Here is a 22671-nt window from a genome sequence, read left to right as displayed (position 1 = left end):
TATGAAGACCACAACCTCAACGCCGTGGATCCAGCATCCGCGTTTTCTCAAAATTCTCTATCCGACCCTCGTCGCGGTGGCGGTGGTGCTCCTCTGGCAGGGCGCGGTAAGCTATTTCCGCATCCCGGCTTTTCTGGTGCCGTCGCCGCTGGTGATGCTGGACAGCCTGTGGACGCATCTCACGCCGCTGCTGCTGGCGCTGTTGTTCACCCTCAAGATCACCCTGGTCTCGTTTCTGCTGTCGATTGTCATCGGCGCCGCCGTGGCGTTTATCCTGGTGCAGAACCGCTTTGTGGAGACCGCCCTGTTTCCCTACATCGTGTTTTTGCAGGTGACGCCGATCGTCGCCATCGCCCCGCTGATCATCATCTGGGTGAAGGACGCCACCCTCTCGCTGGTGGTGTGCGCCACCCTGATGGCGGTCTTCCCCATCATCTCCAATACCACCCAGGGACTGCGCAGCGTCTCCCCCGGCCTGCTGAGCTATTTCCGCCTCAATCACGCCAGCCGCTGGCAAACGCTGGTGCGGCTGCGTATCCCCTCGGCGCTGCCCTATTTCTTCGGCGCGCTGCGTATTTCCAGCGGGCTGTCGCTGATTGGCGCGGTGGTGGCGGAGTTTGTCGCCGGCACTGGCGGGACCAATACCGGGCTGGCCTATCAGATCCTGCAGGCCGGCTACCAGCTGGATATCCCGCTGATGTTTGCCGCGCTGCTGCTGATCTCTCTCGCCGGGATCGCGCTGTTCGGCGTGATGTCCTGGGTCTCGCGCCGGGCGCTCAGCGCCTGGCATGAAAGCGAAGCCGTGCAATCTCATTAATGTTTTGCTGACGAACAGGAAAAAGAATGATGACTGATGAACAGCGTCAACAAGCGGTCGCGGCGATCCAGCAGGCACTCCCGGCGCTGGAGTGGACCCTGCAGCCGGCGAAACTCAAACGGCTTTCCCGCGATTTTCACTGGTTCAGTCCGGTACTCGCCGAGCAGCTGGCGGGAAAACAGGCGGACGCGGTGGTTCGCCCGCGCGATGAAGAGGAGCTGCGCCAGCTGGTCGCCGCCTGCGCGCAGCATCAGCTGCCGCTGACCTTGCGCGGCAGCGCCACCGGCAACTATGGACAGCTGGTCCCTCTCGAAGGAGGGATGCTGGTGGATATGACCGGGCTCAACCAGATCGTCGCCCTCGGCAACGGCACGGTGAGGGCCCAGGCCGGCATTCGCCTGGCGGACATCGAAACCGCCGCCCGCCCGACGGGCTGGGAGCTGCGCTGTATGCCGTCGACCTATCGACTGGCGAGCCTGGGCGGCCTTTACGGCGGCGGGTTCGGCGGCATCGGCTCCATCAACTATGGGCCGCTGGCGGCGCCAGGCAATGTGCTCAGCGTCAAAGTGATGACCGTCGAGCCGGTCCCTCGCGTACTGACCGTCCCGGCTCCCGAAGCGCTGCTGCTACATCACGCCTACGGCACCAACGGCATCATTCTTGAGGTTGAGCTGGCGCTGGCTCCCTTGCACCAGTGGATAGAACGCCTGGACGTGTTTGACGATTTCGCCGATGCCCTGAACTATGCCAACGCCTGCGTCCGCTCGCCGGGGCTGGTGAAGCGCCAGGTCGCGCTGCTGGCCACCCCGATCGCTGACTATTTTAGCCACCTCAACGATCGTTACCGCGCCGGGCAGCATGCGGTTATCAGCCTGATCGCCGAAGAGAGCGAAGGCGTGTGCGCCAGCCTGTTACAGCGCCATCGCGGGGCCAACGCCATCCGCCAGGCCAGCGATGAGGCCCGGGCGCGCAATGGCTCGTTAATGGAATACTGCTGGAACCACACCACCCTGCATGCGCTCAAGGTGGACAATACGCTGACCTATCTGCAGACAGCGTTTGATCCGCAGCGCTATCCGCAGCAAATTTTACAGATGGAACAGCATTTCGCCGGGGAGGTGATGTCTCATATTGAATTTCTGCGCGATATCGAAGGCAACCTCACCGCCAGCGGTCTGCAGCTGGTGCGCTATACCACGCCCGAACGTCTCAACGCGATCATGCAGATATTTCGCGATAACGACGTCAAAATTAACAACCCCCACGTGCTGCAGGTTGAGGACGGCAAACAAGGGGTGATTCGCCCTGACGTGGTGGCGGTGAAACAATCTCTCGACCCGGCGGGATTGCTTAACCCCGGCAAGCTGCGCGGCTGGGCGCTGCGCGACCAGCTGGAACTGGACAGCAACCCGCTGGCGCGGGCCACCCGCGAAACTCCCGCGACCTGATCGCCCCGCTCCGCTCCGCGTGCAGGCTAACGCGGAGCGGGCCCGTCTCTCTTCCCCCTACCCGCACGGCGAGTTTTTTTACGCCACTCATTCATATGAATGAGTGGCGTCTCTGTTTCCTCCGTTATACTTTTCTTTAGCTGACGAGACGGTCGTTAAAAAATTGTTCACAGCATTTTCTAAATTTTCTCTTTGAGCAAAAAAAGAGGTCTTCTGATAACGGCCAATAAATTCCCTTGTATGACCAACAATGTTCAGATCCGTTGCTAAGGAAATTAAAATGTCATTATCCGTGAATAGTTACCTAAAAGAAGTTGAAGAAATAAAAAATAAAGCCACCGCCCTGTCCAATAAAGAATTCAGTGACACTATTGATGAAAATGGCCATCAATACGTTGATCTGGTAATGGAGGGTGGCGGCGTCCTCGGATTAGCCCTTGTAGGTTACATATATATTTTAGAGAAAGCAGGGATAAGATTCATTGGTATCGCAGGTACTTCAGCCGGTTCAATTGCCGCCTTACTATTATCTGCAGTAGATATACCTGAAAAAGAAAAAAGCGAGCAGTTAATAAACATGATCGCCAATATGCCTATAAATACATTTATTGATGGGAAAAAAGACGGAGATTATGATCCAAAGAAATTTATGGATACTGCAACTGGCTTAATGAATGCTGAAAACAAATCAGGGTTTAAATACTTTCGTGCATTTTTGAGACTCCTTTCGACAACGGACAACTTAAAAATAATGCATGGACTTAATAGAGGTGATGAATTCGAGTCCTGGCTTAAAAAACAGCTATCATCTTTTAATATTTATACTGTCAGCGACCTTAGAAAAAGAATGGCGACAACTCCACCCGGATGGAAGCTTAGAAGCACCAGTATCGATAAAGCATCCCAGCTTGAAGGTAAACTTTACCTTGATGAGTTAGATGTTAATCATGACTATTTATGCTTGATAACGGCGGATTTGGCCACCGAATACAAGGTTGAACTTCCTGTCATGGCAGATCTATATTGGGAAAAACCGAAAGATGTAAATCCCGCGGTCTTCTGCCGCTGCTCTATGTCTATCCCTTTTGTCTTTCAGCCCTACACGGTAAAAATACCTCATATGGATAATAATCTACAATTGAAATGGCAAAAGTATACCGGCATTAGTTTTCAAAGCAGATTAGCGACTCGATTTCCGCCACCTATCGCTTGTTTTGTTGATGGCGGAATCATGTCAAACTTTCCGATTGATGTTTTTCACAACCCCACAAAAATTCCAGCAAGACCCACATTTGGTGTCAAACTGCAACTTGATGATCACAGTCACGAAATTAACAGTATCCTTGATATATTTGCTCAATCTTTCAACACCGCCAGACATGCCATGAATTACGATTTCATTAAAAAAAACCCTGATTACAATAAGCTAGTATCATTCATAGACACTGGAGACATCGGCTGGTTAGACTTCAGCATGAGCGACGCCAACAAACTTAAACTTTTTAGACTTGGCGCAGAAACAGCTTATCAATTTCTTATTAATTTTGATTGGCAAAATTACAAAAAAATCAGGCGAGATATTACTTCCGCTTATCAGACAAGCCTTCCCCTTGCAAAATTAAATAGATACTTCAAGAATAAATAAATACTGCAAAGATAAAAACTAGAAAAGTCCAGCCAGATAAGGAGCGAAACTCGAGGAAATCATTCTCTTCCATCCACAATTTAACAATCTACCTGATGAGGATAAGGCCATGCCTAATGGTAACGACTTAATAAACACAGCAAGAAGTCAGCTTAATGTCAAAGAGCAGCCGCTTAACAGCAACTCTGGCCCAATGGTAAATACCTATCTCAAATCAGCGGGCAGCACACCTGGCTCACCATGGTGTATGGCTTTTATCTACTGGTGTAGCTGTCAGGCTGGTATTCCCGGCCTGCCTAAAACCGCCAGCGTAGAGAAATTCTATCAGGCGTCACTAGCGCTCGGGAAAATAATAGCCATATCTGACATTGCCGTTGGCGATATCGTTTTAAGAGTTGATTATCCCGTCCAGTCTAAAGGCCAAAAGCCAGGAGATCACGCTGGGATTTACACAGGTAAAAATAAGGCAGGTATCCCGTTATATATCTCAGGTAATACCGTCTCCACAAATCCTGTAGTCACCGATGAAACTAGCTCATATGTCGATGAGCATCAGATGAAGCATTTTATTTACGCAGCTCGTTTTTGGTAACGCGAAGTCTTAAAGATGATTTGAGAAATAGAGGCATTGCCATTACCACACCTTCCGGCCGACGACTGTTTCACCAGACATCGGCCCCTTTCCCCATACCGCCCCTGCCTCCGGCCTTTTCAGCCCGACGCCGACCTTATCCTGCGCCGGACAGTCCCGCCATATGGACGATAAGCCCCACCGAGGCGGCGGCGGCCAGCACCCAGGTCAGCTTCCACTTATAGCGAAACAGCAGCCCGGCGGCGGCGAGGGCAATGGCCGCAGACCATGGGTCGAAACCGGACGGTCCCCAGACGCTATGCCAGATAAAAAACAGCGCCAGATTCAGGATAACGCCCACCACCGCGGCGGTGATAGCAGTCAACGGCGCGGTAAATCCCACTTTATTATGCGTGGTTTCAATAAACGGCCCGCCGGCGAGAATAAAGATAAACGAGGGCAAAAAGGTAAACCATGTCACCAGGCACGCCGCCACGATGCCCCCCAGCAGCGCATCATCGACGCCCAATACCGCTTTGGTGTAGCCGCCGACAAACCCGACAAAGGTCACCACCATGATCAACGGCCCGGGGGTGGATTCCCCAAGGGCGAGGCCGTCCATCATCTGCCCTGCGGTCAGCCAGCCATAGTGGGTTACCGCCCCCTGGTAAACGTAAGGTAAGACGGCATACGCCCCGCCAAAGGTCATCAGGGCGGCTTTGGTAAAGAACCCGCTCATCTGGGTCAGCGGATGCGCCCAGCCCAGCATTAGCGCCAGGGCGGCCATCGGCACCAGCCACAGCAGCATCCCGGCGATCAGTACCTGGGCGGTACGCCGCCAGCTGAAAATGGCATGGGCCGGGATCGGCGTCGCATCATCAATGATGGCGGCCCCGCCGGGGTGACTCTGCGCACGGTGGGTGTCCGCTTTGCCGAATGTCGCCGGCGCCATCCGTCCGCCGATAAACCCGACGATCGCCGCGGTCAGGACGATCAGCGGAAAAGGAACGTTCAGCGCAAAAATAGCGACAAAGGCAGCGGCGGCGATGGCCCAGTAGGCGCCATTTTTCAGCGCCCGCGAGCCGATGCGGTGCGCCGCCTGCAGCACGATCGCCGCCACGGCGGGTTTGATGCCATAAAAAATCCCCGCCACCACCGCGACATCTCCCCAGACGAGGTAGATCCACCCCAGCGCGATGAGTAACGCCAGCGAGGGCAAAATAAACAGCACCCCGGCGATGACGCCTCCCCAGGTTTTATGCATCAGCCAGCCGATATAGGTCGCCAGCTGCTGCGCCTCCGGGCCGGGCAGGACCATACAAAAGTTGAGCGCGTGCAGGAATCGTCCTTCCGAGATCCAGCGGCGGTTATCCACCAGCTCCTGGTGCATCATGGCGATCTGCCCGGCAGGCCCGCCGAAGCTGATAAAGCCGAGCTTCAGCCAGAAGCGAAAGGCCTGCCAGAAGGAGACGGAGGCGACGACGGAAGGACTGTCACTCTGCGGAAGAACCACCGTTTTGCTCATGATTGCCAGACCTCATTTCACAGGATCTCAGTAGGCCGTCGAACAGCGAGCAGGCTGCCGCCAGCAGTTGGTCATCGTCCGTAATGGTTTCCCGCAGCCCTGCAAGAATGCTTTCTCCCCCCGCCGCCTCCGGGGTCGGTTCCCCACCGACGTCCAGGAAGTGGATAAGCCGCCCCAGGGTATCGGGGATCGCGGCCTCCAGAGCACTGCGTCGGGCCAGAACGTCGAAGGTCACCCGCGTGCCGACGTGCTCTTCAGGGTTCAGCGGCTTGAGACATCGTCAGGTTGAGGGTCAGGAGATGCATTCTCATGCTGTAGACATTACTACAGCATGTCGCGTATGTGACGTTTTCCCACGCGCTGGCTTTGATGAAGTTCGGCAACGCATTTGCGAAAAGCGCAAAAAGACGGCCCGCGCAGCGGCAGACCTGGCGCTAAGCGCGGGGTGGCGATAAAGGGCGCAGCGGCAGGGTGAACAGCGCCAGCCCCACCGGCACCAGGGAGCCCCACAGCACCGCGTTCCAGCCGAAGGCGTTGAGCAGAACGCCGGACGAAAACGAACCCACGATCATCACGCCGAAGACCAGAAAATCGTTGAGCGACTGCACCTGGGTCTTCTCTTCCGGGCGGTGGAAATCAATGATTTTCGCCGAGGCGCCGGTGAAGCCAAAGTTCCAGCCGATGCCGAGCAAAATCAGCGACAGCCAGTAATGATATACCCCGACGCCGCTGAGACCGACCGCCACCGACGCGCCGGTGATCAGCAATCCCGCCGCCGCCATGCGCACGGCGCCGAAGCGCTGGATCAACCGGCCGGTGACAAATCCCGGGCCGTACATCGCCATCACATGCCACTGGATCCCGAGGTTGGCGGCCTGCTGGGAAAGACCGTGCATATGCATGGAGAGCGGCGCGGCGGTCATCAGAAAATTCATCACCATATAGGCCACCGCCCCGCTGAACACCGTGGTGGCAAAGCCCGGCTGGCGGATAATCTCGCGCAGTGGCCGCCCTCCGCGCACGCTGGCCGCCGCGGGCTCTGCCGACGTCACGCCTGCCAGCAGAATGGCGGCGAGCGCCGCCACCAGCGCCTGAGCAAGAAAGGTGAAGGCGAAGGTATGGGTCGGCCAGAGGTGCATGGTGCCGGTGACCAGCATCGGGCCAATGATCCCGGCGGCCACGCCGCCGCCCATCACCAGCGACAGCGCGCGGGCGCGACGTTCCGGAGCGACGCCGTCGGTGGCGGCAAAGCGAAAACTGAGCGCCACCGCGGCATAGGCGCCGCCGAGCATCGCGGCGAAGCAAAACAGCAGAAAAGAGCCCAGCACCACCGCCAGAGCGGCCGCCAGACCGGTGACCACCCCGGCGCCGGTACCGGCCATAAACGCGGCTTTGCGGCCCCGCTTTCGCGCCAGCGCGCCGAAAGGCAAAATCGAGGCCGCCATCCCCAGCACAAACAGGGTGATCGGCAGCGTGGCCAGCGACGGGCTGGGGGCGAGGGTATTGCCGACGATAGCGCCGGTGGCGTAGAACACCACCGAGTTGGCGCCGGCCAGCGCCTGAGCGGCGGCCAGGCGGATGATATTTTTATTCTGCGCCGCCAGCGGCAGCATCTGTTCTGTAGACATCCGTTGTTTTCACCGGTGTGAGAGTGGCGCCAGGCTGGCCGTCTGGCATCGCGCCCTGTTTGTTGGGTTCCCTGACCGTTACCTTAGCCGCAAAATACGCTTTTGCACCATAGCAAATAGCAATATTACCCGGCGATCTGACTCCTCTTCTGCGCCAGATCGCCGGGCCGGGCTTCGCAGCCCGGTTTATTCAGGGGATCAGTCGCGCCGCGCCGCGGCGAATTTAGCCGCAATCATCGCGGCCGTCGGCTGGACGCCCCCCAGGCTCCACTGTTCCGGGTCATGTTCATCAATGCGGATCCATACCGACTGGCGGAACTGCGGATCGCCCTGCCCCTCAATCTCCACCAGCAGATCGGTCATCCGCCGCAGCAGCTCACTTTTCTGTTCCGCGGTCATGATCCCTTTAATGGTTTGCACGTTAACAAATGGCACGCTATGCTCCTTAGCATCTAAGTCTAAAATTCAAACTCAGAGTAGAAGGTCAATCTCGCGATGTCAAAAAATAAATCACTGCCCTACCTCGATCCGGAGCTGTGCGGCCTGGCGGAAGGAGCCAAAATACTCGGCGACCGCTGGGTGCTGCTGATCCTCCGCGAGGCGTTTTACGGTGTGACGCGCTTTGAAACGATGCAGACGCATACCCATATCACCCGCCAGACGCTCACCACCCGGTTGAAAACGATGACCGAAATGGGATTGCTCCGCAAAGTCCCCTACCGGGAAGCGGGGGCTCGCGAGCGCTATGAATATGTTCTCACCGATAAAAGCCGTAGCCTGGCGCTGGTGCTGTTCGCCCTGATGGAATGGGGCCACCAGCAGGTGCTGCACAGCGCGCCGCATATTGCGCTGGTGGATAGCGTCAGCGGCGAGGCCGTCCATCCGGGGTTCGTCACCGCCAGCGGCAGCGTGGCGAATCCCGCCGCGCTGCAGATCGTTAAAGCAGACGAACGCTGATAGCCCCGCGGCGCAGGCTGCGGCGCGGTTGCCCCGTTACAGAACTTTCGTAGACCTCTGGCGGAAGCCGCGACGAGCAGGTATGTTGCATTGCCACGTTACCCGAAGACAGCGGGACATTTTGCTTTCATCGAACGGTGCGATAAAGGATGACGCTCTCTGCCGGGTCCGTTCCCGGCCATTATCCGTGGCGCATGCCATGACCGCCCTGGTCCGCCGCTGATCCGCGGATCGCTCATGCTAAAGGTAGAAAATGTCGCTTCGTTCACTGCGGGCTTTATGTTTGACCAGCTTCTTTATCGCCGACGTTCGCGACGGCCTCGGGCCGTTTCTGGGGATCTTTCTCACCCAGCGTCACTGGCAGGCGGAGGACATCGGCCTGTTGATGACCATCGGCGGCGTTGCTGGCCTGCTGGCGACCCTGCCCGCCGGCTTCATCACCGACACCTCGCGGCATAAGCGCGTGCTGCTGGCCGTGGTCTGCCTGGTGATAACCCTGACCACCCTGCTGCTCTGGTTCAGTCAGAAGACCAGCGTGGTGGCCCTTTCGCAAGTCGCCAGCGGGATCTGCGCGGCCTTTGTCGGACCGTTAATCGCCGGGATCACCCTTGGGCTGACCCGACAGCGCGGTTTTAGCGCCCAGATGGGCAAAAACGAAGCCTTCAACCACGCGGGGAATTTCTTCACCGCGCTGATTGCCGGGGCCATCGCCTGGTACTGGGGCATCGGCGGCATTTTCATTCTGATGGCCGGTACCACCCTGTTCACCCTCATCGCCCTGCTGGCGATCCGCGGCAGCGATATCGACGATGACGCCGCCCGCGGCCTCGAGTCGGCCGTCCCGCCCTCTCTGCCTGGGTTTGCCATCCTGTTCCGCCATACGCCGCTGCTGATCGCCGGCGTGACCCTGATGCTGTTCCATCTCGCCAACGCCGCGCTGTTGCCGATGCTGAGCATGCGGATCGCCGCCGCGCCGGGACACCTCAATCCGGGGCTGTTTGCCGCCGCTACGGTGATTATTTCGCAGGTGGTGATGATCCCGGTAGCCATTCGGGTCGCCGGCAGCATCGACAAATATGGTTACTGGCGATGCATTCTGCTGGCGCTGCTGATCATGCCCATCCGCGCGGCGCTGGCGGCCTCCAGCGACGCCCCGGCGATGATGGTCCCGGTGCAAATTCTTGATGGTCTGGCGGCAGGGATTTTGGGGGTGGCGGTGCCCAGCTTTATCGTCTCGCTGCTGCGCGGCAGCGGGCACGTCAACGCCGGACAGAGCGTGGTGATGCTGATGCAGGGGGCCGGGGCGGCAATGAGTCCGGCGTTAACCGGCGCTATCGCCGGACGCTACTCCTTTGCCACCGCCTTCGGGGTGCTGAGCGTTATCGCGCTGGTCGCGCTGATGGTGTGGTGGCGCAGCGCCCCGCTGCTCGCCGCCTCCGCGTCGCCACCGGTCGGCGAAAGCGGCCAGTAAAGAGAGGATATCGTCAGGCGGACAACAGCCCCCTGCTGTCCGCCTGACGTATAAGAGGCGTTAATTCACCCGCGAACGCAAGGTGATTTGCCGCAGGGCGTTGGCCATATCGAGCTGAATCAGCTCTTTAATGCCTTCGCGCTTAATAAACTGGCTGCGGTGTTTACTTTTCACCTCTTCAATACTTTTTTTGATCTCTTGCGCCGGCAGTTTATACCAGCCGCGAGCCTGTTTCTCACCGCCCATTTCCAGCCACAGCGATGAGTAACTGGCTTTCACCAGATCGCTTTTCACGTGGTAATCGGAATCGATCGCGTAGACCGTGGTGATGTTGAAATAGCCTAAGAAACCATACAGCACGCTCATGATGATATTTTTCGGCCGCGCGCCATGCAGCTCTTTGGTCAGCGCCTTCACCTCTTCATTGGTGATATCTTTCCCGCCCTGAATACCGCCGATATAGGCGCGGCCATCGTCGGTACAGGAAAAACAGACGCTATAGACGCGACGGTCGCCGATAAACAGCTGCAGCATCAGTTCACCCTCCTCCTGAAACGGCGACGCCAGCAGCTTAACGTCAAGCTTATCGCCATTTTTCAAAGGAATAGCAAACATCGCCCGGCCAAAATCCGCCACGTTATAGAGCTGCGGCAGCACATCCGGCTGAAATGTTTTCTCGATAAAATTCAGCGAACCGTGGGCAATATCCAGCTTGCGCCGTTTTGACATCCGTTTATTAAGATAGGCCTTAAAGGGTTTATCCTCGAAAGGCACCAGCCCCTGGGTTACGGCGGTCAACCGCGCGCACTGATATTTGGCGCAAAGTCCTTGATATTCTCTGTACTTACCTCCTGCGAGCGAGAGCTCTCTGCATTTTCGTAAAATTTTTTTATAGTTTATTTTGACCTGACCGATCACTTTATTATGTTTACGCCATTCTTTGATGGCGCCTGCAACAGTATGTCCCATTGATTAAGATCCATAGATTCATCCATAATCGCGGCCATATTAACATAAAAGATATTCGTCAACGCTTAATTACACCTTCGTTGTCCTTTCATTTAATATTGCGGCAGGAAATTGTTCTGCCGACGATAATTAAAATTAACGCCATCCTGTCAACGGTTAATTATGGTAGGTGATGCCCGCCGCCCAGCGACTTAACGCTCTGTGCGTTCGGCGCGAAGCGCGGGTACATCCGCGGGCGGTTTTACCCTATACTTGACGCTGATCCAAAACCAGCAACGATAGGTAACTTATGGAAATTGATCTCGACAACCTGGTCTTCAGCGGCCTGGATGAAGCGGAAGAGCGCAACGCGGAGCGTCTGGAAGAAGCGGACAAAAAAGCCCAGGCGATCGTTGCCGATGACGATTGCGGCGACGCCTGCAAAATCTGATTATCAAACCGGCCCGCGGGCCGGTTTTTTTTTGCCTCCCGCCCGCCTCAGCTGGGTAAAAACCCTTTCAGCGTATCCAGCAGCGCCTGCGCCGCCTTCGACAGCGGCAGATGTCCGGCATAAATCGCCCCAACGCACTTTTCAATCGGCGGATCGCTAAGCGGAATGCACACCGCCCCCAGCGAGGCCATCTGCGTTTTGCATAGCGCTGGCACCGCGCTGCCCCCCAGCCCGCTGGCCACCATTCTCCCCACCGTCACCAGCTGGTGGCTCTCCAGGGCCACGTCCAGCTGACGCCCGCTGCGCGCCAGCGCCTCCTCCAGCATCAGGCGCACCGCCGAAGGGCGCTGGAGGGTAATAAAGTCGAGGGTTAACAGCTCCTGCCAGGTGAGCTTTTTTTTCTTCGCCAGCGGCGATTGCCGGGGAACGATCGCCACGAAGCGGTCCACCGCCAGCGGGGTAAACAGCAGGTTGTGGCTGGGCGATGGCTCGAAAGCGATACCCATTTCCACCCGCCCCTCGCGCACCATCTCGATCACTTGCTCATTTATCACGTCATGCACCGTGACGTTCACCCCGGCATAGCGGTCGCGGAAGGCTTTCAGCGCCTCCGGCAGAACGTTGGCGGCGAACGACGGCATCGCGGCGACCGAGATTTTGCCCCGCTGCAGGGTAAAGCTCTGACGCATCGCCTCCTCGACGTTATCCCAGTCGGCCAGCAGCTGACGGGCCATCGGCAGAAAGAGTTCCCCCTCCTGGGTGAGGGTCACTTTGCGGGTGCTGCGCTGTAGCAGCGCGCCCCCCAGCGCCTCCTCCAACCCTTTGATGGTCAGGCTGAGAGCTGGCTGCGACAGATTCAGCCTTTCGCTGGCGTGGGCGAAATTGAGAGTGTGAGCTACCGCTAAAAACGCGCGTAACTGTTTGACACTCATTCTCATTTTTCATCCTGTTAACTAATTGAAAGAAATTAGTTAACAGGAAATTAATAAAATTTCCAAATGAGTGGGTCATAAATTCAAAATTATCAAATCAGTCGCCAGCGCCAATGATAAGGCTATCGCAAGGCAGGAGAGACAAGATGGCAGGACTTGATAAACGCGTCGCCAGCTACGAAGCGGCGCTGGAAGGGTTAACGGACGGCATGACGCTGCTCGCCGGCGGCTTCGGCCTGTGCGGTATACCCGAAAATTTGATCGCCGAAGTGAAGCGCCGCCAGGTGCAGGGGTTGACGGTGGTTTCCAACAACTGCGGCGTCGACGGCTTCGGTCTCGGCATGCTGCTGGAATCGCGCCAGGTCAGCAAAGTGGTGGCCTCTTACGTCGGGGAAAACGCGCTTTTTGAACAGCTGGTGCTGAGCGGCGAGCTGGCGGTAGAGCTCACCCCGCAGGGAACGCTGGCGGAAAAAATCCGCGCCGGCGGCGCCGGGATCCCCGGCTTTTACACCGCCACCGGCTACGGCACCCCGGTCGCCGAAGGCAAAGAGGTGCGCCAGTTCGACGGTAAAAATTACATTCTCGAACAGGCCATTCGCGGCGATTTCGCCCTCGTGAAGGGCTGGAAAGCTGACTGGTACGGCAACGTGGTTTACCGCCACACCGCGCAGAATTTCAACCCGCTGATGGCCACCGCCGGGCGCATTACGGTGGTGGAGGTGGAAGAGATCGTGCCGCCGGGCGAACTGCCGCCCTCCGCCATTCACACCCCGGGGATCTATGTCGACCGGCTGATCGTCGGGCAATTCGAAAAACGTATTGAACAGCGCACCCTGCGCGCCGGAGGGCACTGAGATGCTAACCCGTGAACAAATGGCGATGCGCGTCGCCCAGGAGCTGCGCGACGGCGACTACGTCAACCTCGGGATCGGTATCCCGACGCTGGTGGCCAACTATATCCCCGCTGGTATTGAAGTGATGCTCCAGTCGGAGAACGGCCTGCTGGGGATGGGCGAATTTCCCGATGAGGAAACCATCGACGCCGACATGATTAACGCCGGCAAACAGACCGTCACCGCGCAAACCGGGGCGGCGATCTTCGATTCCGCCCAGTCGTTCGCCATGATCCGCGGCGGCCACGTCGATCTTACGGTTCTTGGCGCCTTTGAGGTCGACGTCGCGGGGAATATCGCCTCATGGATGATCCCCGGGAAAATGGTTAAGGGGATGGGCGGCGCCATGGACCTGGTGGCCGGCGCGCAGAACATCATCGTGGTGATGACCCACGCCTCAAAGAACGGCGAATCCAAACTGCTGCCGCAGTGCACCCTGCCGCTCACCGGCGTGGGCTGCATTCGCCGGGTGCTCACCGACCTGGCCCTGCTGGACATTGTCGACGGGGCGTTTGTCCTGCGCGAAGTGGCTCCGGGGGTCAGCCCCGACGAGGTGATGCGTAAAACAGCGGGACGGCTGATCGTCGCCGACGACGTGCGCGAAATGCGCTTCAGCTAAGGAGAGACCATGACCGATATTGCCATTGTTGCTGCAGTACGCACCCCGGTCGGCAGCTTTCGCGGCGCCTTCGCCCCGCTTTCCGCCGTCGACCTCGGCGCGACGGTGGTGCGCAGCCTGCTTGAACGCTGCCAGCTGCCCGCCGCGGCGGTCGATGAACTGATTTTCGGCCAGGTGCTCACCGCCGGCTGCGGGCAGAACCCGGCGCGCCAGACCGCGCTGCGGGCCGGCCTGCCGGTGGACACCCCGGCGGTCACCGTCAATCTGGTGTGCGGCTCCGGGTTGAAAGCGGTTCAGCAGGCGGTGCAGACGATCCGCTGCGGCGACGCCGGGATCGTTATCGCCGGCGGCCAGGAGAGCATGAGCAATGCTCCCTATCTGATGCACGGCGCCCGCGACGGCCTGCGTTTCGGCCACGCCAGCCTGCAGGACAGCATGATCCAGGACGGCCTGTGGGACGCCTTTAACGACTACCACATGGGCATCACCGCCGAGAACCTCGCCGATGCCTTCGATATCAGCCGCGAGCGCCAGGACGCCTTCGCCGCCAGCTCCCAGCGCAAAGCGGCGGCCGCTATCGCCGCCGGACGCTTTCGCGAGGAGATCGTCCCGGTCAGCGTTCCGCAGGGCAAAAAGCCGCCGCGTGTCGTGACCGATGATGAACAACCGCGCCCGGAGACCAGCGAGCAGCAGCTGGCCCAGCTGCGCCCGGCGTTTCGCCCGGCTGACGGCAGCGTCACCGCCGGGAATGCCTCATCCCTGAACGACGGCGCCGCGGCGGTCCTGCTGATGAGCGTCGATAAAGCCCGCGAGCTTGGGCTGCCGGTGCTGGCGCGCATCGTCAGCGCGGCGGTCGCCGGGGTCGACCCGTCGGTGATGGGCATCGGCCCGGTGAGCGCCTGCCGCCAGGCGCTGCAGCGCGCCGGCTGGACGCTGGACGAAGTGGATCTTATCGAAGCCAACGAGGCCTTTGCCGTCCAGGCGCTGGCCGTCGGTCAGCTGCTCGAATGGGACAGCGAGAAAGTCAACGTCAACGGCGGCGCCATCGCCCTGGGCCATCCCATCGGCGCCTCCGGCTGCCGGATCCTCGTCAGCCTGGTGCATGAGATGCAGCGCCGGGGCGCCGGTAAAGGGCTGGCCACCCTGTGCGTCGGCGGCGGCCAGGGCATCGCCATGACCCTTCAACGTTAACAGGAGCCACTATGTTTACACCACGTCTGGCGGTACTCGGCGCGGGACTGATGGGCGTCGGCATTGCCTGCCATTTCGCCCGTCACGGTCACGCCGTCCGCCTGTATGACACCGATCCGCAACGTCTTGCCGAGGTGCCCACGGTGGCCGGGGCGATCCTGCGCGAGCTGGAGGCGAGCGGTCAGCAGGATCCCGCCGACCGCGACGCCGTGCTGAGCCGTTTAATCCCCACCCCGGCGCTGCAGGCGCTGGCCGACGCCACGCTGCTGATTGAAGCGATCCCCGAACGGCTGGCGCTGAAGCACGCCCTGTATGCCGAACTGGAAACGCTGATCGCCGACGAGGCGATTATCGCCAGCAACACCAGCGGCCTGCCGCCGGATCGGCTGGCGCAGGGCATGCGCCTTCCGGAACGCCTGCTGATCGCCCATTTCTGGCATCCGCCGCACCTGATCCCACTGGTGGAAGTGGTGCCCGGGAGCGCCACGCTGCCCCATCTGGCGCGCCAGGTAAGCGACTTTTGCGCCGGCTGCGCGCTGGAAGCGGTGGTGCTCAACCGCGCCGCGCCGGGCTTTGTCGGCAACCGACTGCAGTTCGCCCTGCTGCGCGAAGCGCTGCATATCGTCCACAGCGGCATCGCTTCCCCGGAGGTGGTGGACCAGGTGATGCGCGCCTCGCTGGGCCGTCGCTATGCGATGGTCGGCCCGCTGGAGGCGGCGGACATGACCGGCCTGGCGACGGTCCAGGATATCTGCCAGCACCTGCTGCCGGAGCTGGCCAGCGGTACGGAGATGATGTCGCTGGTGGCGGAGAAAGTGGCGCAAGGCGACACCGGCGCCCGCAGCGGGCAAGGCTTTTACCGCTGGGACGAGGCGCGGCGCCAGCGCATCCAGTCGCGCCGGGAACACCAGCTGCGCTTCGCCCTGAAACCCTAGTATCGCGTTCTGTACCCCTACAATAACAATGAGAGTGAGACGTCGTGATGAGTGTGATAATAGCCCTGGCCGCGCTGGCGTTACTGATGCTGGCAGCCTACCGTGGATACAGCGTGATCCTCTTTGCGCCGATCGCCGCCCTCGGCGCGGTGCTGCTCACCGACCCGGGCGCGGTCGGCCCGGCCTTTACCGGCCTGTTTATGGAAAAAATGGTCGGCTTTGTGAAGCTCTATTTCCCGGTGTTTCTGCTGGGCGCCGTGTTCGGCAAGCTGATTGAGCTGTCGGGATTCTCACGGTCGATTGTCGCCGCCGCCATCCGCATCCTCGGCCGCCGCCACGCGATCCCGGTGATCGTGCTGGTGTGCGCCCTGCTGACCTACGGCGGGGTGTCGCTGTTTGTGGTGGCCTTTGCCGTTTACCCTTTCGCCGCCGAGCTGTTTCGCCAGAGCGGGATCCCCAAACGGCTGATCCCCGCCACCGTCGCCCTCGGCGCGTTCTCGTTTACCATGGACGCCCTGCCCGGCACGCCGCAGATCCAGAATATTATTCCCACCAGCTTCTTCGGCACCAACGCCTGGGCGGCCCCGTGGCTGGGGCTTATCGGCTCGCTGTTCATTATCCTCTTCGGTTTGCTGTGGCTGGAGCGCCAGCGCCGCAAAGCGCAGGCCAGCGGCGAAGGCTATGGGACCGATCTGCAAAATGAGCCGGAGACCCCGGATGACATCGACCTGCCGCATCCGCTGATCGCAATCGCCCCGCTGCTGCTGGTGGGGGTGCTGAATCTGCTGTTTACCCATTGGATCCCGCAATGGTACGGCGCCAGCCATGAGCTCACCCTGCCGGGTCTGGCGAAGCCTGTCGTCACCGAGGTGGGGAAAATCACCGCCATCTGGGCGGTGCAGGCGGCGCTGCTTTCCGGCATTGTGCTGGTGCTGGTCTGCGGCTATCGCAATATTCGCGGCCGGCTCGCGGAGGGGAGCCGAACGGCGGTGGGCGGGGCGATTCTCGCGGCGATGAACACCGCCTCTGAGTACGGATTCGGCGCAGTTATCGCCGCCCTGCCGGGTTTCCTGGTGCTGTCGAAAGCCCTCGCGGCCATTCCCAATCCGCTGTTAAACGAGGCGATCAGCGTCACGGTGCTGGCCGGGATCACCGGCTCGGCCTCCGGGGGAATGAGCATCGCCCTGGCGGCGATGTCCGAGACCTTTGTCGCCGCCGCCCACGCCGCCAATATTCCGCTGGAGGTCCTGCACCGCGTCGCCGCCATGGCCAGCGGCGGCATGGACACCCTGCCGCATAACGGGGCGGTGATCACCCTGCTGGCGATCACCGGCCTGAGCCATCGCCAGGCCTACGGCGGCATTTTCGCCATCACGGTGATCAAAAGCCTCGCGGTGCTGTTTGTCATTGCCACGTTCTATGTGACCGGCATTGTCTGAGACCAGATTGAAGGAGTAATAAAATGAATTTAGACGGTAAAACGGCGCTGGTCACTGGCTCCACCAGCGGCATCGGCTTAGGGATCGCCAAAGTGCTGGCGCAGGCAGGCGCCCAGCTGGTGCTCAATGGCTTCGGCGACAGCAGCCACGCCCGGGCTGAAGTCGCCGCGCTGGGCAAGATCCCCGGCTATCACGACGCCGACCTGCGCGACGTCGGGCAGATCGAGGCGATGATGCGCTATGCCGAAAGCACCTTCGGCGGCGTCGATATCGTGATCAATAACGCCGGTATCCAGCACGTCGCCCCGGTGGAGCAGTTCCCGGTGGACAAATGGAACGACATCATCGCGATCAATCTCTCCAGCGTCTTCCACACCACCCGCCTGGCGCTGCCGGGCATGCGCCAGCGCAACTGGGGGCGCATCATCAACATTGCCTCAGTGCATGGTCTGGTGGCGTCGAAAGAGAAATCGGCCTATGTCGCCGCCAAGCACGCGGTGGTCGGCCTGACCAAAACCGTGGCCCTGGAAACCGCGCGCAGCGGCATCACCTGCAACGCCATCTGCCCCGGCTGGGTGCTGACCCCGCTGGTGCAGCAGCAGATCGATAAGCGCATCGCCGAAGGGGTCGACCCGCAGCAGGCCAGCGCGCAGCTGCTGGCGGAAAAACAGCCCTCCGGGGAGTTCGTCACCCCGCAGCAGCTGGGCGAAATGGCGCTGTTTCTGTGCAGCGACGCCGCCGCCCAGGTGCGCGGCGCGGCGTGGAACATGGACGGCGGCTGGGTGGCGCAGTAAACCGCAGGCGTCGCGACGATCAGAACATCGCCAGAAAGCGTTTCACCGTGCGCGAGCGCTCGAAGCGCCGCCAGGCGATGGCGATATCGGTCTTCAGCGGCGCCCCGCTGAGCGGGTGATAGCTGACGTTCGGCTGTTGAATGCAGGTCATCGACTGCGGGACCAGCGCGAAGCCGAACCCGGCATTGACCATGCTCAGCGATGACGAAATCTGCGACGACTGCCAGGCGCGCTCCATATCGATGCCGGCGCGCAGGCAGCTGTTGTACACCAGCTCATACAGCCCCGGGGCCACCTCCCGCGGGAAGAGGATCGGCGCCACGTCGCGCAGCTGCTCCAGGGCCAGGGTCGGCTGCGTCGCCAGCGGGTTATCGCGCGGCAGCGCGATAACCATCGGCTCCTCATCGATAATCCGCAGATTAAAGGCTTTACTGCTCTCGCACGGCAGACGGACGAAGGCGATGTCCAGCTCGGCCTCGCTCAGGGCGGTCATCAGATTGGCCATATTGTCTTCCATCTGGTGCAGGGTCACCCCGGGGTGATCGAGCTGAAAACGGTGCAGCAGCGTGAAGATTTGCGGGTGGAAAGCATCAGAACTGGTAATGCCTAGCGACAGGCTGCCGTTCATCCCGCGGGCAATGCCCTTGGCCTTCTCCAGCGCCGCATCGCTCATGGCGAGGATCTGGCGGGCATCCTCATAGAACGACTCACCGGCCTCGGTGAGCTCCACCCCGCGGGTCAAACGCCGAAACAGCGGGGTCCCCACCTCGCGCTCAAGCCGCTGAATTTGCTGACTTAACGGAGGCTGTGAAATACCCAGTTCCTTGGCGGCCTGGGTGAAGTGCCGCGTCCTGGCGACGGCGACAAAATAGCGAAGATAACGAAGTTCCATATCGAAAACGTCTCAAACCAGCATGGTTTCTATATTGGAACTGTGAGCTGAATCGGGTCAACATTTATTTAACCTTTCTTATATTTGTTGAACGAGGAAGTGGTATATGAATCATTCTGCTGAATGCACCTGCGAAGAGAGTCTGTGCGAAACCCTGCGGGCGTTTTCCGCGCAGCATCCCGAGAGCGTGCTCTATCAGACATCGCTCATGAGCGCCCTGCTGAGCGGGGTTTACGAAGGCAGCACCACCATCGCGGACCTGCTGAAGCACGGCGATTTCGGTCTCGGCACCTTTAATGAGCTGGACGGGGAGCTGATCGCCTTCAGCAGTCAGGTCTATCAGCTGCGGGCCGACGGCAGCGCGCGCAAAGCCCAGCCGGAGCAGAAAACGCCGTTCGCGGTGATGACCTGGTTCCAGCCGCAATACCGGAAAACCTTCGACCATCCGGTGAGCCGCCAGCAGCTGCACGAGGTGATCGACCAGCAAATCCCCTCTGACAACCTGTTCTGCGCCCTGCGCATCGACGGCCATTTCCGCCATGCCCATACCCGCACCGTGCCGCGCCAGACGCCGCCGTACCGGGCGATGACCGACGTCCTCGACGATCAGCCGGTGTTCCGCTTTAACCAGCGCGAAGGGGTGCTGGTCGGCTTCCGTACCCCGCAGCATATGCAGGGGATCAACGTCGCCGGGTATCACGAGCACTTTATTACCGATGACCGCAAAGGCGGCGGTCACTTGCTGGATTACCAGCTCGACCACGGGGTATTGACCTTCGGCGAAATTCACAAGCTGATGATCGACCTGCCCGCCGACAGCGCGTTCCTGCAGGCCAATCTGCATCCCGATAATCTCGATGCCGCCATCCGTTCCGTAGAAAGTTAAGGGGGTCACATGGACAAACAGTATCCGGTACGCCAGTGGGCGCACGGCGCCGATCTCGTCGTCAGCCAGCTGGAAGCCCAGGGGGTACGTCAGGTGTTCGGCATCCCTGGCGCCAAAATCGACAAGGTATTCGACTCACTGCTGGATTCCTCCATTCGCATTATTCCGGTACGCCACGAAGCTAACGCCGCCTTTATGGCCGCCGCCGTCGGGCGCATTACCGGTAAAGCGGGCGTGGCGCTAGTCACCTCCGGTCCAGGCTGTTCCAACCTGATCACCGGTATGGCCACCGCCAACAGCGAAGGCGACCCGGTGGTGGCCCTGGGCGGCGCGGTGAAACGCGCCGATAAGGCCAAACAGGTCCACCAGAGTATGGATACGGTGGCGATGTTCAGCCCAGTGACGAAATACGCCGTCGAGGTGACCGCGCCGGACGCGCTGGCGGAAGTGGTCTCCAACGCCTTCCGCGCCGCCGAGCAGGGCCGCCCGGGCAGCGCTTTCGTCAGTCTGCCGCAGGATGTGGTCGATGGCCCGGTCAGCGGCAAAGTGCTGCCGGCCAGCGGGGCCCCGCAGATGGGCGCCGCGCCGGATGCCGCCATCGACCAGGTGGCGAAGCTTATCGCTCAGGCGAAGAACCCGATCTTCCTGCTCGGCCTGATGGCCAGCCAGCCGGAAAACAGCGCGGCGCTACGCCGTTTGCTGGAGGCCAGCCATATTCCGGTCACCAGCACCTATCAGGCCGCCGGGGCGGTAAATCAGGATAACTTCTCTCGCTTCGCCGGCCGGGTCGGGCTGTTTAACAACCAGGCCGGGGACCGTCTGCTGCAGCTCGCCGACCTGGTGATCTGCATCGGCTACAGCCCGGTGGAATATGAACCGGCGATGTGGAACAGCGGCAACGCGACGCTGGTGCATATCGACGTCCTGCCCGCCTATGAAGAACGCAACTATACCCCGGACGTCGAGCTGGTGGGCGATATCGCCGGCACCCTCAGCAAGCTGGCGCAAAATATCGATCGCCGGCTGGTGCTCTCCCCACAGGCGGCGGAGATCCTCCGCGACCGCCAGCACCAGCGCGAACTGCTGGACCGCCGCGGCGCGCAGCTGAATCAGTTTGCCCTGCATCCGCTGCGTATCGTTCGCGCGATGCAGGATATCGTCAACAGCGACGTCACGCTGACCGTGGACATGGGCAGCTTCCATATCTGGATCGCCCGCTACCTGTACAGCTTCCGCGCCCGTCAGGTGATGATCTCCAACGGCCAGCAGACCATGGGCGTCGCCCTGCCCTGGGCCATCGGCGCCTGGCTGGTCAATCCTGAGCGCAAAGTGGTCTCCGTCTCCGGCGACGGCGGCTTCCTGCAGTCGAGCATGGAGCTGGAGACCGCCGTCCGCCTGAAAGCCAACGTGCTGCACCTGATCTGGGTCGATAACGGCTACAACATGGTGGCCATCCAGGAAGAGAAAAAATACCAGCGCCTGTCCGGCGTCGAGTTCGGGCCGATGGATTTTAAAGCCTATGCCGAGTCCTTCGGCGCCAAAGGGTTTGCCGTGGAAAGCGCCGAGGCGCTGGAGCCGACCCTGCGCGCGGCGATGGACGTCGACGGCCCGGCGGTAGTGGCCATCCCGGTGGATTATCGCGATAACCCGCTGCTGATGGGCCAGCTGCATCTGAGTCAGATTCTGTAAGTCATCACAATAAGGAAAGGAAAATGAAAAAAGTCGCACTTGTTACCGGCGCCGGCCAGGGGATTGGTAAAGCTATCGCCCTTCGTCTGGTGAAGGATGGATTTGCCGTGGCCATTGCCGATTATAACGACGCCACCGCCAAAGCGGTCGCCTCCGAAATCAACCAGGCCGGCGGCCGCGCCATGGCGGTGAAAGTGGATGTCTCCGACCGCGATCAGGTGTTTGCCGCCGTCGAACAGGCGCGCAAAACGCTGGGCGGCTTCGACGTCATCGTCAACAACGCCGGCGTGGCGCCGTCCACGCCGATCGAGTCCATTACCCCGGAGATTGTCGATAAAGTCTACAATATCAACGTTAAAGGGGTGATCTGGGGCATTCAGGCGGCGGTTGAGGCCTTTAAGAAAGAGTGTCACGGCGGGAAAATCATTAACGCCTGTTCCCAGGCCGGCCACGTCGGCAACCCGGAGCTGGCGGTGTATAGCTCCAGTAAATTCGCCGTACGCGGCTTAACCCAGACCGCCGCTCGCGACCTCGCGCCGCTGGGCATCACGGTCAACGGCTACTGCCCGGGGATCGTCAAAACGCCGATGTGGGCCGAAATTGACCGCCAGGTGTCCGAAGCTGCCGGTAAACCGCTGGGCTACGGTACCGCCGAGTTCGCCAAACGCATCACCCTCGGTCGTCTGTCCGAACCGGAAGATGTCGCCGCCTGCGTCTCCTATCTTGCCAGCCCGGATTCTGATTATATGACCGGTCAGTCATTGCTGATCGACGGCGGGATGGTGTTTAACTAATAAATAATAAGCTCTGACATGGCTTGCCCCTGCTGATATGCAGGGGCTTTTTTTGGTTTGGGTGTGAGCATCGTGCAAAACGCAGCAACGATATTTGAAGGTCTCTGGCACGACGTGGGCAATCTGACTGGGTTGAAGGCCTGCTT

Annotated in this window: 22 protein-coding genes and 1 pseudogene; 16 read left to right on the top strand and 7 right to left on the bottom strand. The window is 60.0% G+C overall.

Going from position 1 to position 22671, the window contains the following annotated elements; all coding sequences use genetic code 11:
- The first annotated feature begins 1 nt into the window (after position 1).
- From ACLH1U_RS02550 to ACLH1U_RS02535, 4 genes are all read left to right on the top strand, one after another.
- On the top strand, positions 2–817 hold the full coding sequence (locus tag ACLH1U_RS02550; protein WP_411299025.1) for an ABC transporter permease: 816 nt from the start codon (positions 2–4) through the stop codon (positions 815–817).
- Between the two features lie 26 nt (positions 818–843).
- Positions 844–2265, top strand: coding sequence for an FAD-binding oxidoreductase (locus ACLH1U_RS02545; RefSeq protein ID WP_072420038.1), 1422 nt, complete (start codon positions 844–846; stop codon positions 2263–2265).
- A 280-nt stretch (positions 2266–2545) separates the two neighbouring features.
- Positions 2546–3910, top strand: coding sequence for a patatin-like phospholipase family protein (locus tag ACLH1U_RS02540; RefSeq protein WP_237902610.1), 1365 nt, complete (start codon positions 2546–2548; stop codon positions 3908–3910).
- A gap of 109 nt (positions 3911–4019) precedes the next feature.
- Entirely contained in the window at positions 4020–4502 is a 483-nt protein-coding gene (locus ACLH1U_RS02535; RefSeq protein ID WP_411299024.1) for a hypothetical protein, read from the top strand.
- A 136-nt stretch (positions 4503–4638) separates the two neighbouring features.
- Here the strand turns inward: ACLH1U_RS02535 and chrA are convergent, their stop codons facing one another.
- From chrA to ACLH1U_RS02515, 4 genes and pseudogenes are all read right to left on the bottom strand, one after another.
- Complete coding sequence (gene chrA, locus ACLH1U_RS02530; protein ID WP_411299023.1) at positions 4639–6006, bottom strand: chromate efflux transporter; 1368 nt, start codon at positions 6004–6006, stop codon at positions 4639–4641.
- Positions 5975–6265, bottom strand: a pseudogene (locus tag ACLH1U_RS02525) (chromate resistance protein ChrB domain-containing protein); the annotation flags it as partial. The pseudogene ACLH1U_RS02525 and the gene chrA, both read right to left, overlap by 32 nt.
- A gap of 175 nt (positions 6266–6440) precedes the next feature.
- The gene (locus ACLH1U_RS02520) at positions 6441–7634 is read right to left on the bottom strand and encodes an MFS transporter (protein ID WP_226650512.1); all 1194 of its coding nucleotides are present in this window, start codon (positions 7632–7634) and stop codon (positions 6441–6443) included.
- 198 nt (positions 7635–7832) lie between these two features.
- Positions 7833–8069, bottom strand: a complete 237-nt coding sequence (locus tag ACLH1U_RS02515) for a tautomerase family protein (RefSeq protein ID WP_004202976.1) — start codon at positions 8067–8069, stop codon at positions 7833–7835.
- 60 nt (positions 8070–8129) lie between these two features.
- On the opposite strand from ACLH1U_RS02515, the gene ACLH1U_RS02510 reads away from it, so the two are divergent.
- Together ACLH1U_RS02510 and ACLH1U_RS02505 are read left to right on the top strand one after the other, a co-directional pair.
- Positions 8130–8591, top strand: a complete 462-nt coding sequence (locus ACLH1U_RS02510) for a winged helix-turn-helix transcriptional regulator (protein ID WP_023290003.1) — start codon at positions 8130–8132, stop codon at positions 8589–8591.
- Positions 8592–8844: 253 nt separating this feature from the next.
- The gene (locus ACLH1U_RS02505) at positions 8845–10062 is read left to right on the top strand and encodes an MFS transporter (protein ID WP_048297674.1); all 1218 of its coding nucleotides are present in this window, start codon (positions 8845–8847) and stop codon (positions 10060–10062) included.
- Positions 10063–10122: 60 nt separating this feature from the next.
- Here the strand turns inward: ACLH1U_RS02505 and ACLH1U_RS02500 are convergent, their stop codons facing one another.
- On the bottom strand, positions 10123–11031 hold the full coding sequence (locus tag ACLH1U_RS02500; protein WP_101861696.1) for a DUF535 family protein: 909 nt from the start codon (positions 11029–11031) through the stop codon (positions 10123–10125).
- A gap of 289 nt (positions 11032–11320) precedes the next feature.
- Between ACLH1U_RS02500 and ACLH1U_RS02495 the strand changes: the two genes are divergently transcribed.
- Positions 11321–11461, top strand: a complete 141-nt coding sequence (locus ACLH1U_RS02495) for a hypothetical protein (RefSeq protein WP_002908189.1) — start codon at positions 11321–11323, stop codon at positions 11459–11461.
- A gap of 47 nt (positions 11462–11508) precedes the next feature.
- Here the strand turns inward: ACLH1U_RS02495 and ACLH1U_RS02490 are convergent, their stop codons facing one another.
- On the bottom strand, positions 11509–12399 hold the full coding sequence (locus tag ACLH1U_RS02490; protein ID WP_023290006.1) for a LysR family transcriptional regulator: 891 nt from the start codon (positions 12397–12399) through the stop codon (positions 11509–11511).
- 140 nt (positions 12400–12539) lie between these two features.
- Here ACLH1U_RS02490 and ACLH1U_RS02485 point away from each other — a divergent pair, with 140 nt between their 5' ends.
- Genes ACLH1U_RS02485 through ACLH1U_RS02460 form a run of 6 tightly spaced genes read left to right on the top strand, consistent with a single transcriptional unit; the run spans position 12540 to position 18264 of the window.
- Entirely contained in the window at positions 12540–13247 is a 708-nt protein-coding gene (locus ACLH1U_RS02485) for a CoA transferase subunit A (protein WP_023290007.1), read from the top strand.
- A 1-nt stretch (position 13248) separates the two neighbouring features.
- Positions 13249–13905: a CoA transferase subunit B gene (locus tag ACLH1U_RS02480; RefSeq protein ID WP_021312467.1), complete on the top strand. Its 657-nt coding sequence runs from the start codon at positions 13249–13251 to the stop codon at positions 13903–13905.
- Between the two features lie 9 nt (positions 13906–13914).
- A complete protein-coding gene (locus ACLH1U_RS02475) occupies positions 13915–15096 on the top strand; it encodes an acetyl-CoA C-acetyltransferase (RefSeq protein ID WP_255891189.1) in 1182 nt (393 codons plus the stop codon).
- Between the two features lie 11 nt (positions 15097–15107).
- Positions 15108–16031, top strand: coding sequence for a 3-hydroxyacyl-CoA dehydrogenase family protein (locus ACLH1U_RS02470; RefSeq protein WP_085551024.1), 924 nt, complete (start codon positions 15108–15110; stop codon positions 16029–16031).
- Positions 16032–16075: 44 nt separating this feature from the next.
- A complete protein-coding gene (locus ACLH1U_RS02465) occupies positions 16076–17470 on the top strand; it encodes a GntP family permease (protein ID WP_197743183.1) in 1395 nt (464 codons plus the stop codon).
- Between the two features lie 23 nt (positions 17471–17493).
- Complete coding sequence (locus ACLH1U_RS02460) at positions 17494–18264, top strand: 3-hydroxybutyrate dehydrogenase (protein ID WP_087775500.1); 771 nt, start codon at positions 17494–17496, stop codon at positions 18262–18264.
- A 19-nt stretch (positions 18265–18283) separates the two neighbouring features.
- Here the strand turns inward: ACLH1U_RS02460 and ACLH1U_RS02455 are convergent, their stop codons facing one another.
- A complete protein-coding gene (locus ACLH1U_RS02455) occupies positions 18284–19156 on the bottom strand; it encodes a LysR family transcriptional regulator (protein ID WP_004145376.1) in 873 nt (290 codons plus the stop codon).
- A 106-nt stretch (positions 19157–19262) separates the two neighbouring features.
- Between ACLH1U_RS02455 and budA the strand changes: the two genes are divergently transcribed.
- Genes budA through ACLH1U_RS02440 form a run of 3 tightly spaced genes read left to right on the top strand, consistent with a single transcriptional unit; the run spans position 19263 to position 22525 of the window.
- Positions 19263–20042, top strand: coding sequence for an acetolactate decarboxylase (gene budA / locus ACLH1U_RS02450; protein WP_002908205.1), 780 nt, complete (start codon positions 19263–19265; stop codon positions 20040–20042).
- A 9-nt stretch (positions 20043–20051) separates the two neighbouring features.
- Positions 20052–21731 carry an acetolactate synthase AlsS gene (alsS, locus tag ACLH1U_RS02445; protein ID WP_023290012.1) on the top strand — a complete coding sequence of 560 codons (1680 nt, stop codon included), beginning with the start codon at positions 20052–20054 and terminating at the stop codon, positions 21729–21731.
- Positions 21732–21754: 23 nt separating this feature from the next.
- Positions 21755–22525, top strand: coding sequence for a (S)-acetoin forming diacetyl reductase (locus ACLH1U_RS02440; RefSeq protein ID WP_411299022.1), 771 nt, complete (start codon positions 21755–21757; stop codon positions 22523–22525).
- The last annotated feature ends 146 nt before the right edge of the window (positions 22526–22671 follow it).

This window comes from Klebsiella sp. 1SOBk5mer, from assembly GCF_046603115.1.
Lineage (GTDB): Bacteria > Pseudomonadota > Gammaproteobacteria > Enterobacterales > Enterobacteriaceae > Klebsiella > Klebsiella quasipneumoniae.
The sequence above is the reverse complement of the archived record's forward strand: the minus strand, read 5'-3'. Positions and strand labels throughout refer to the sequence as shown.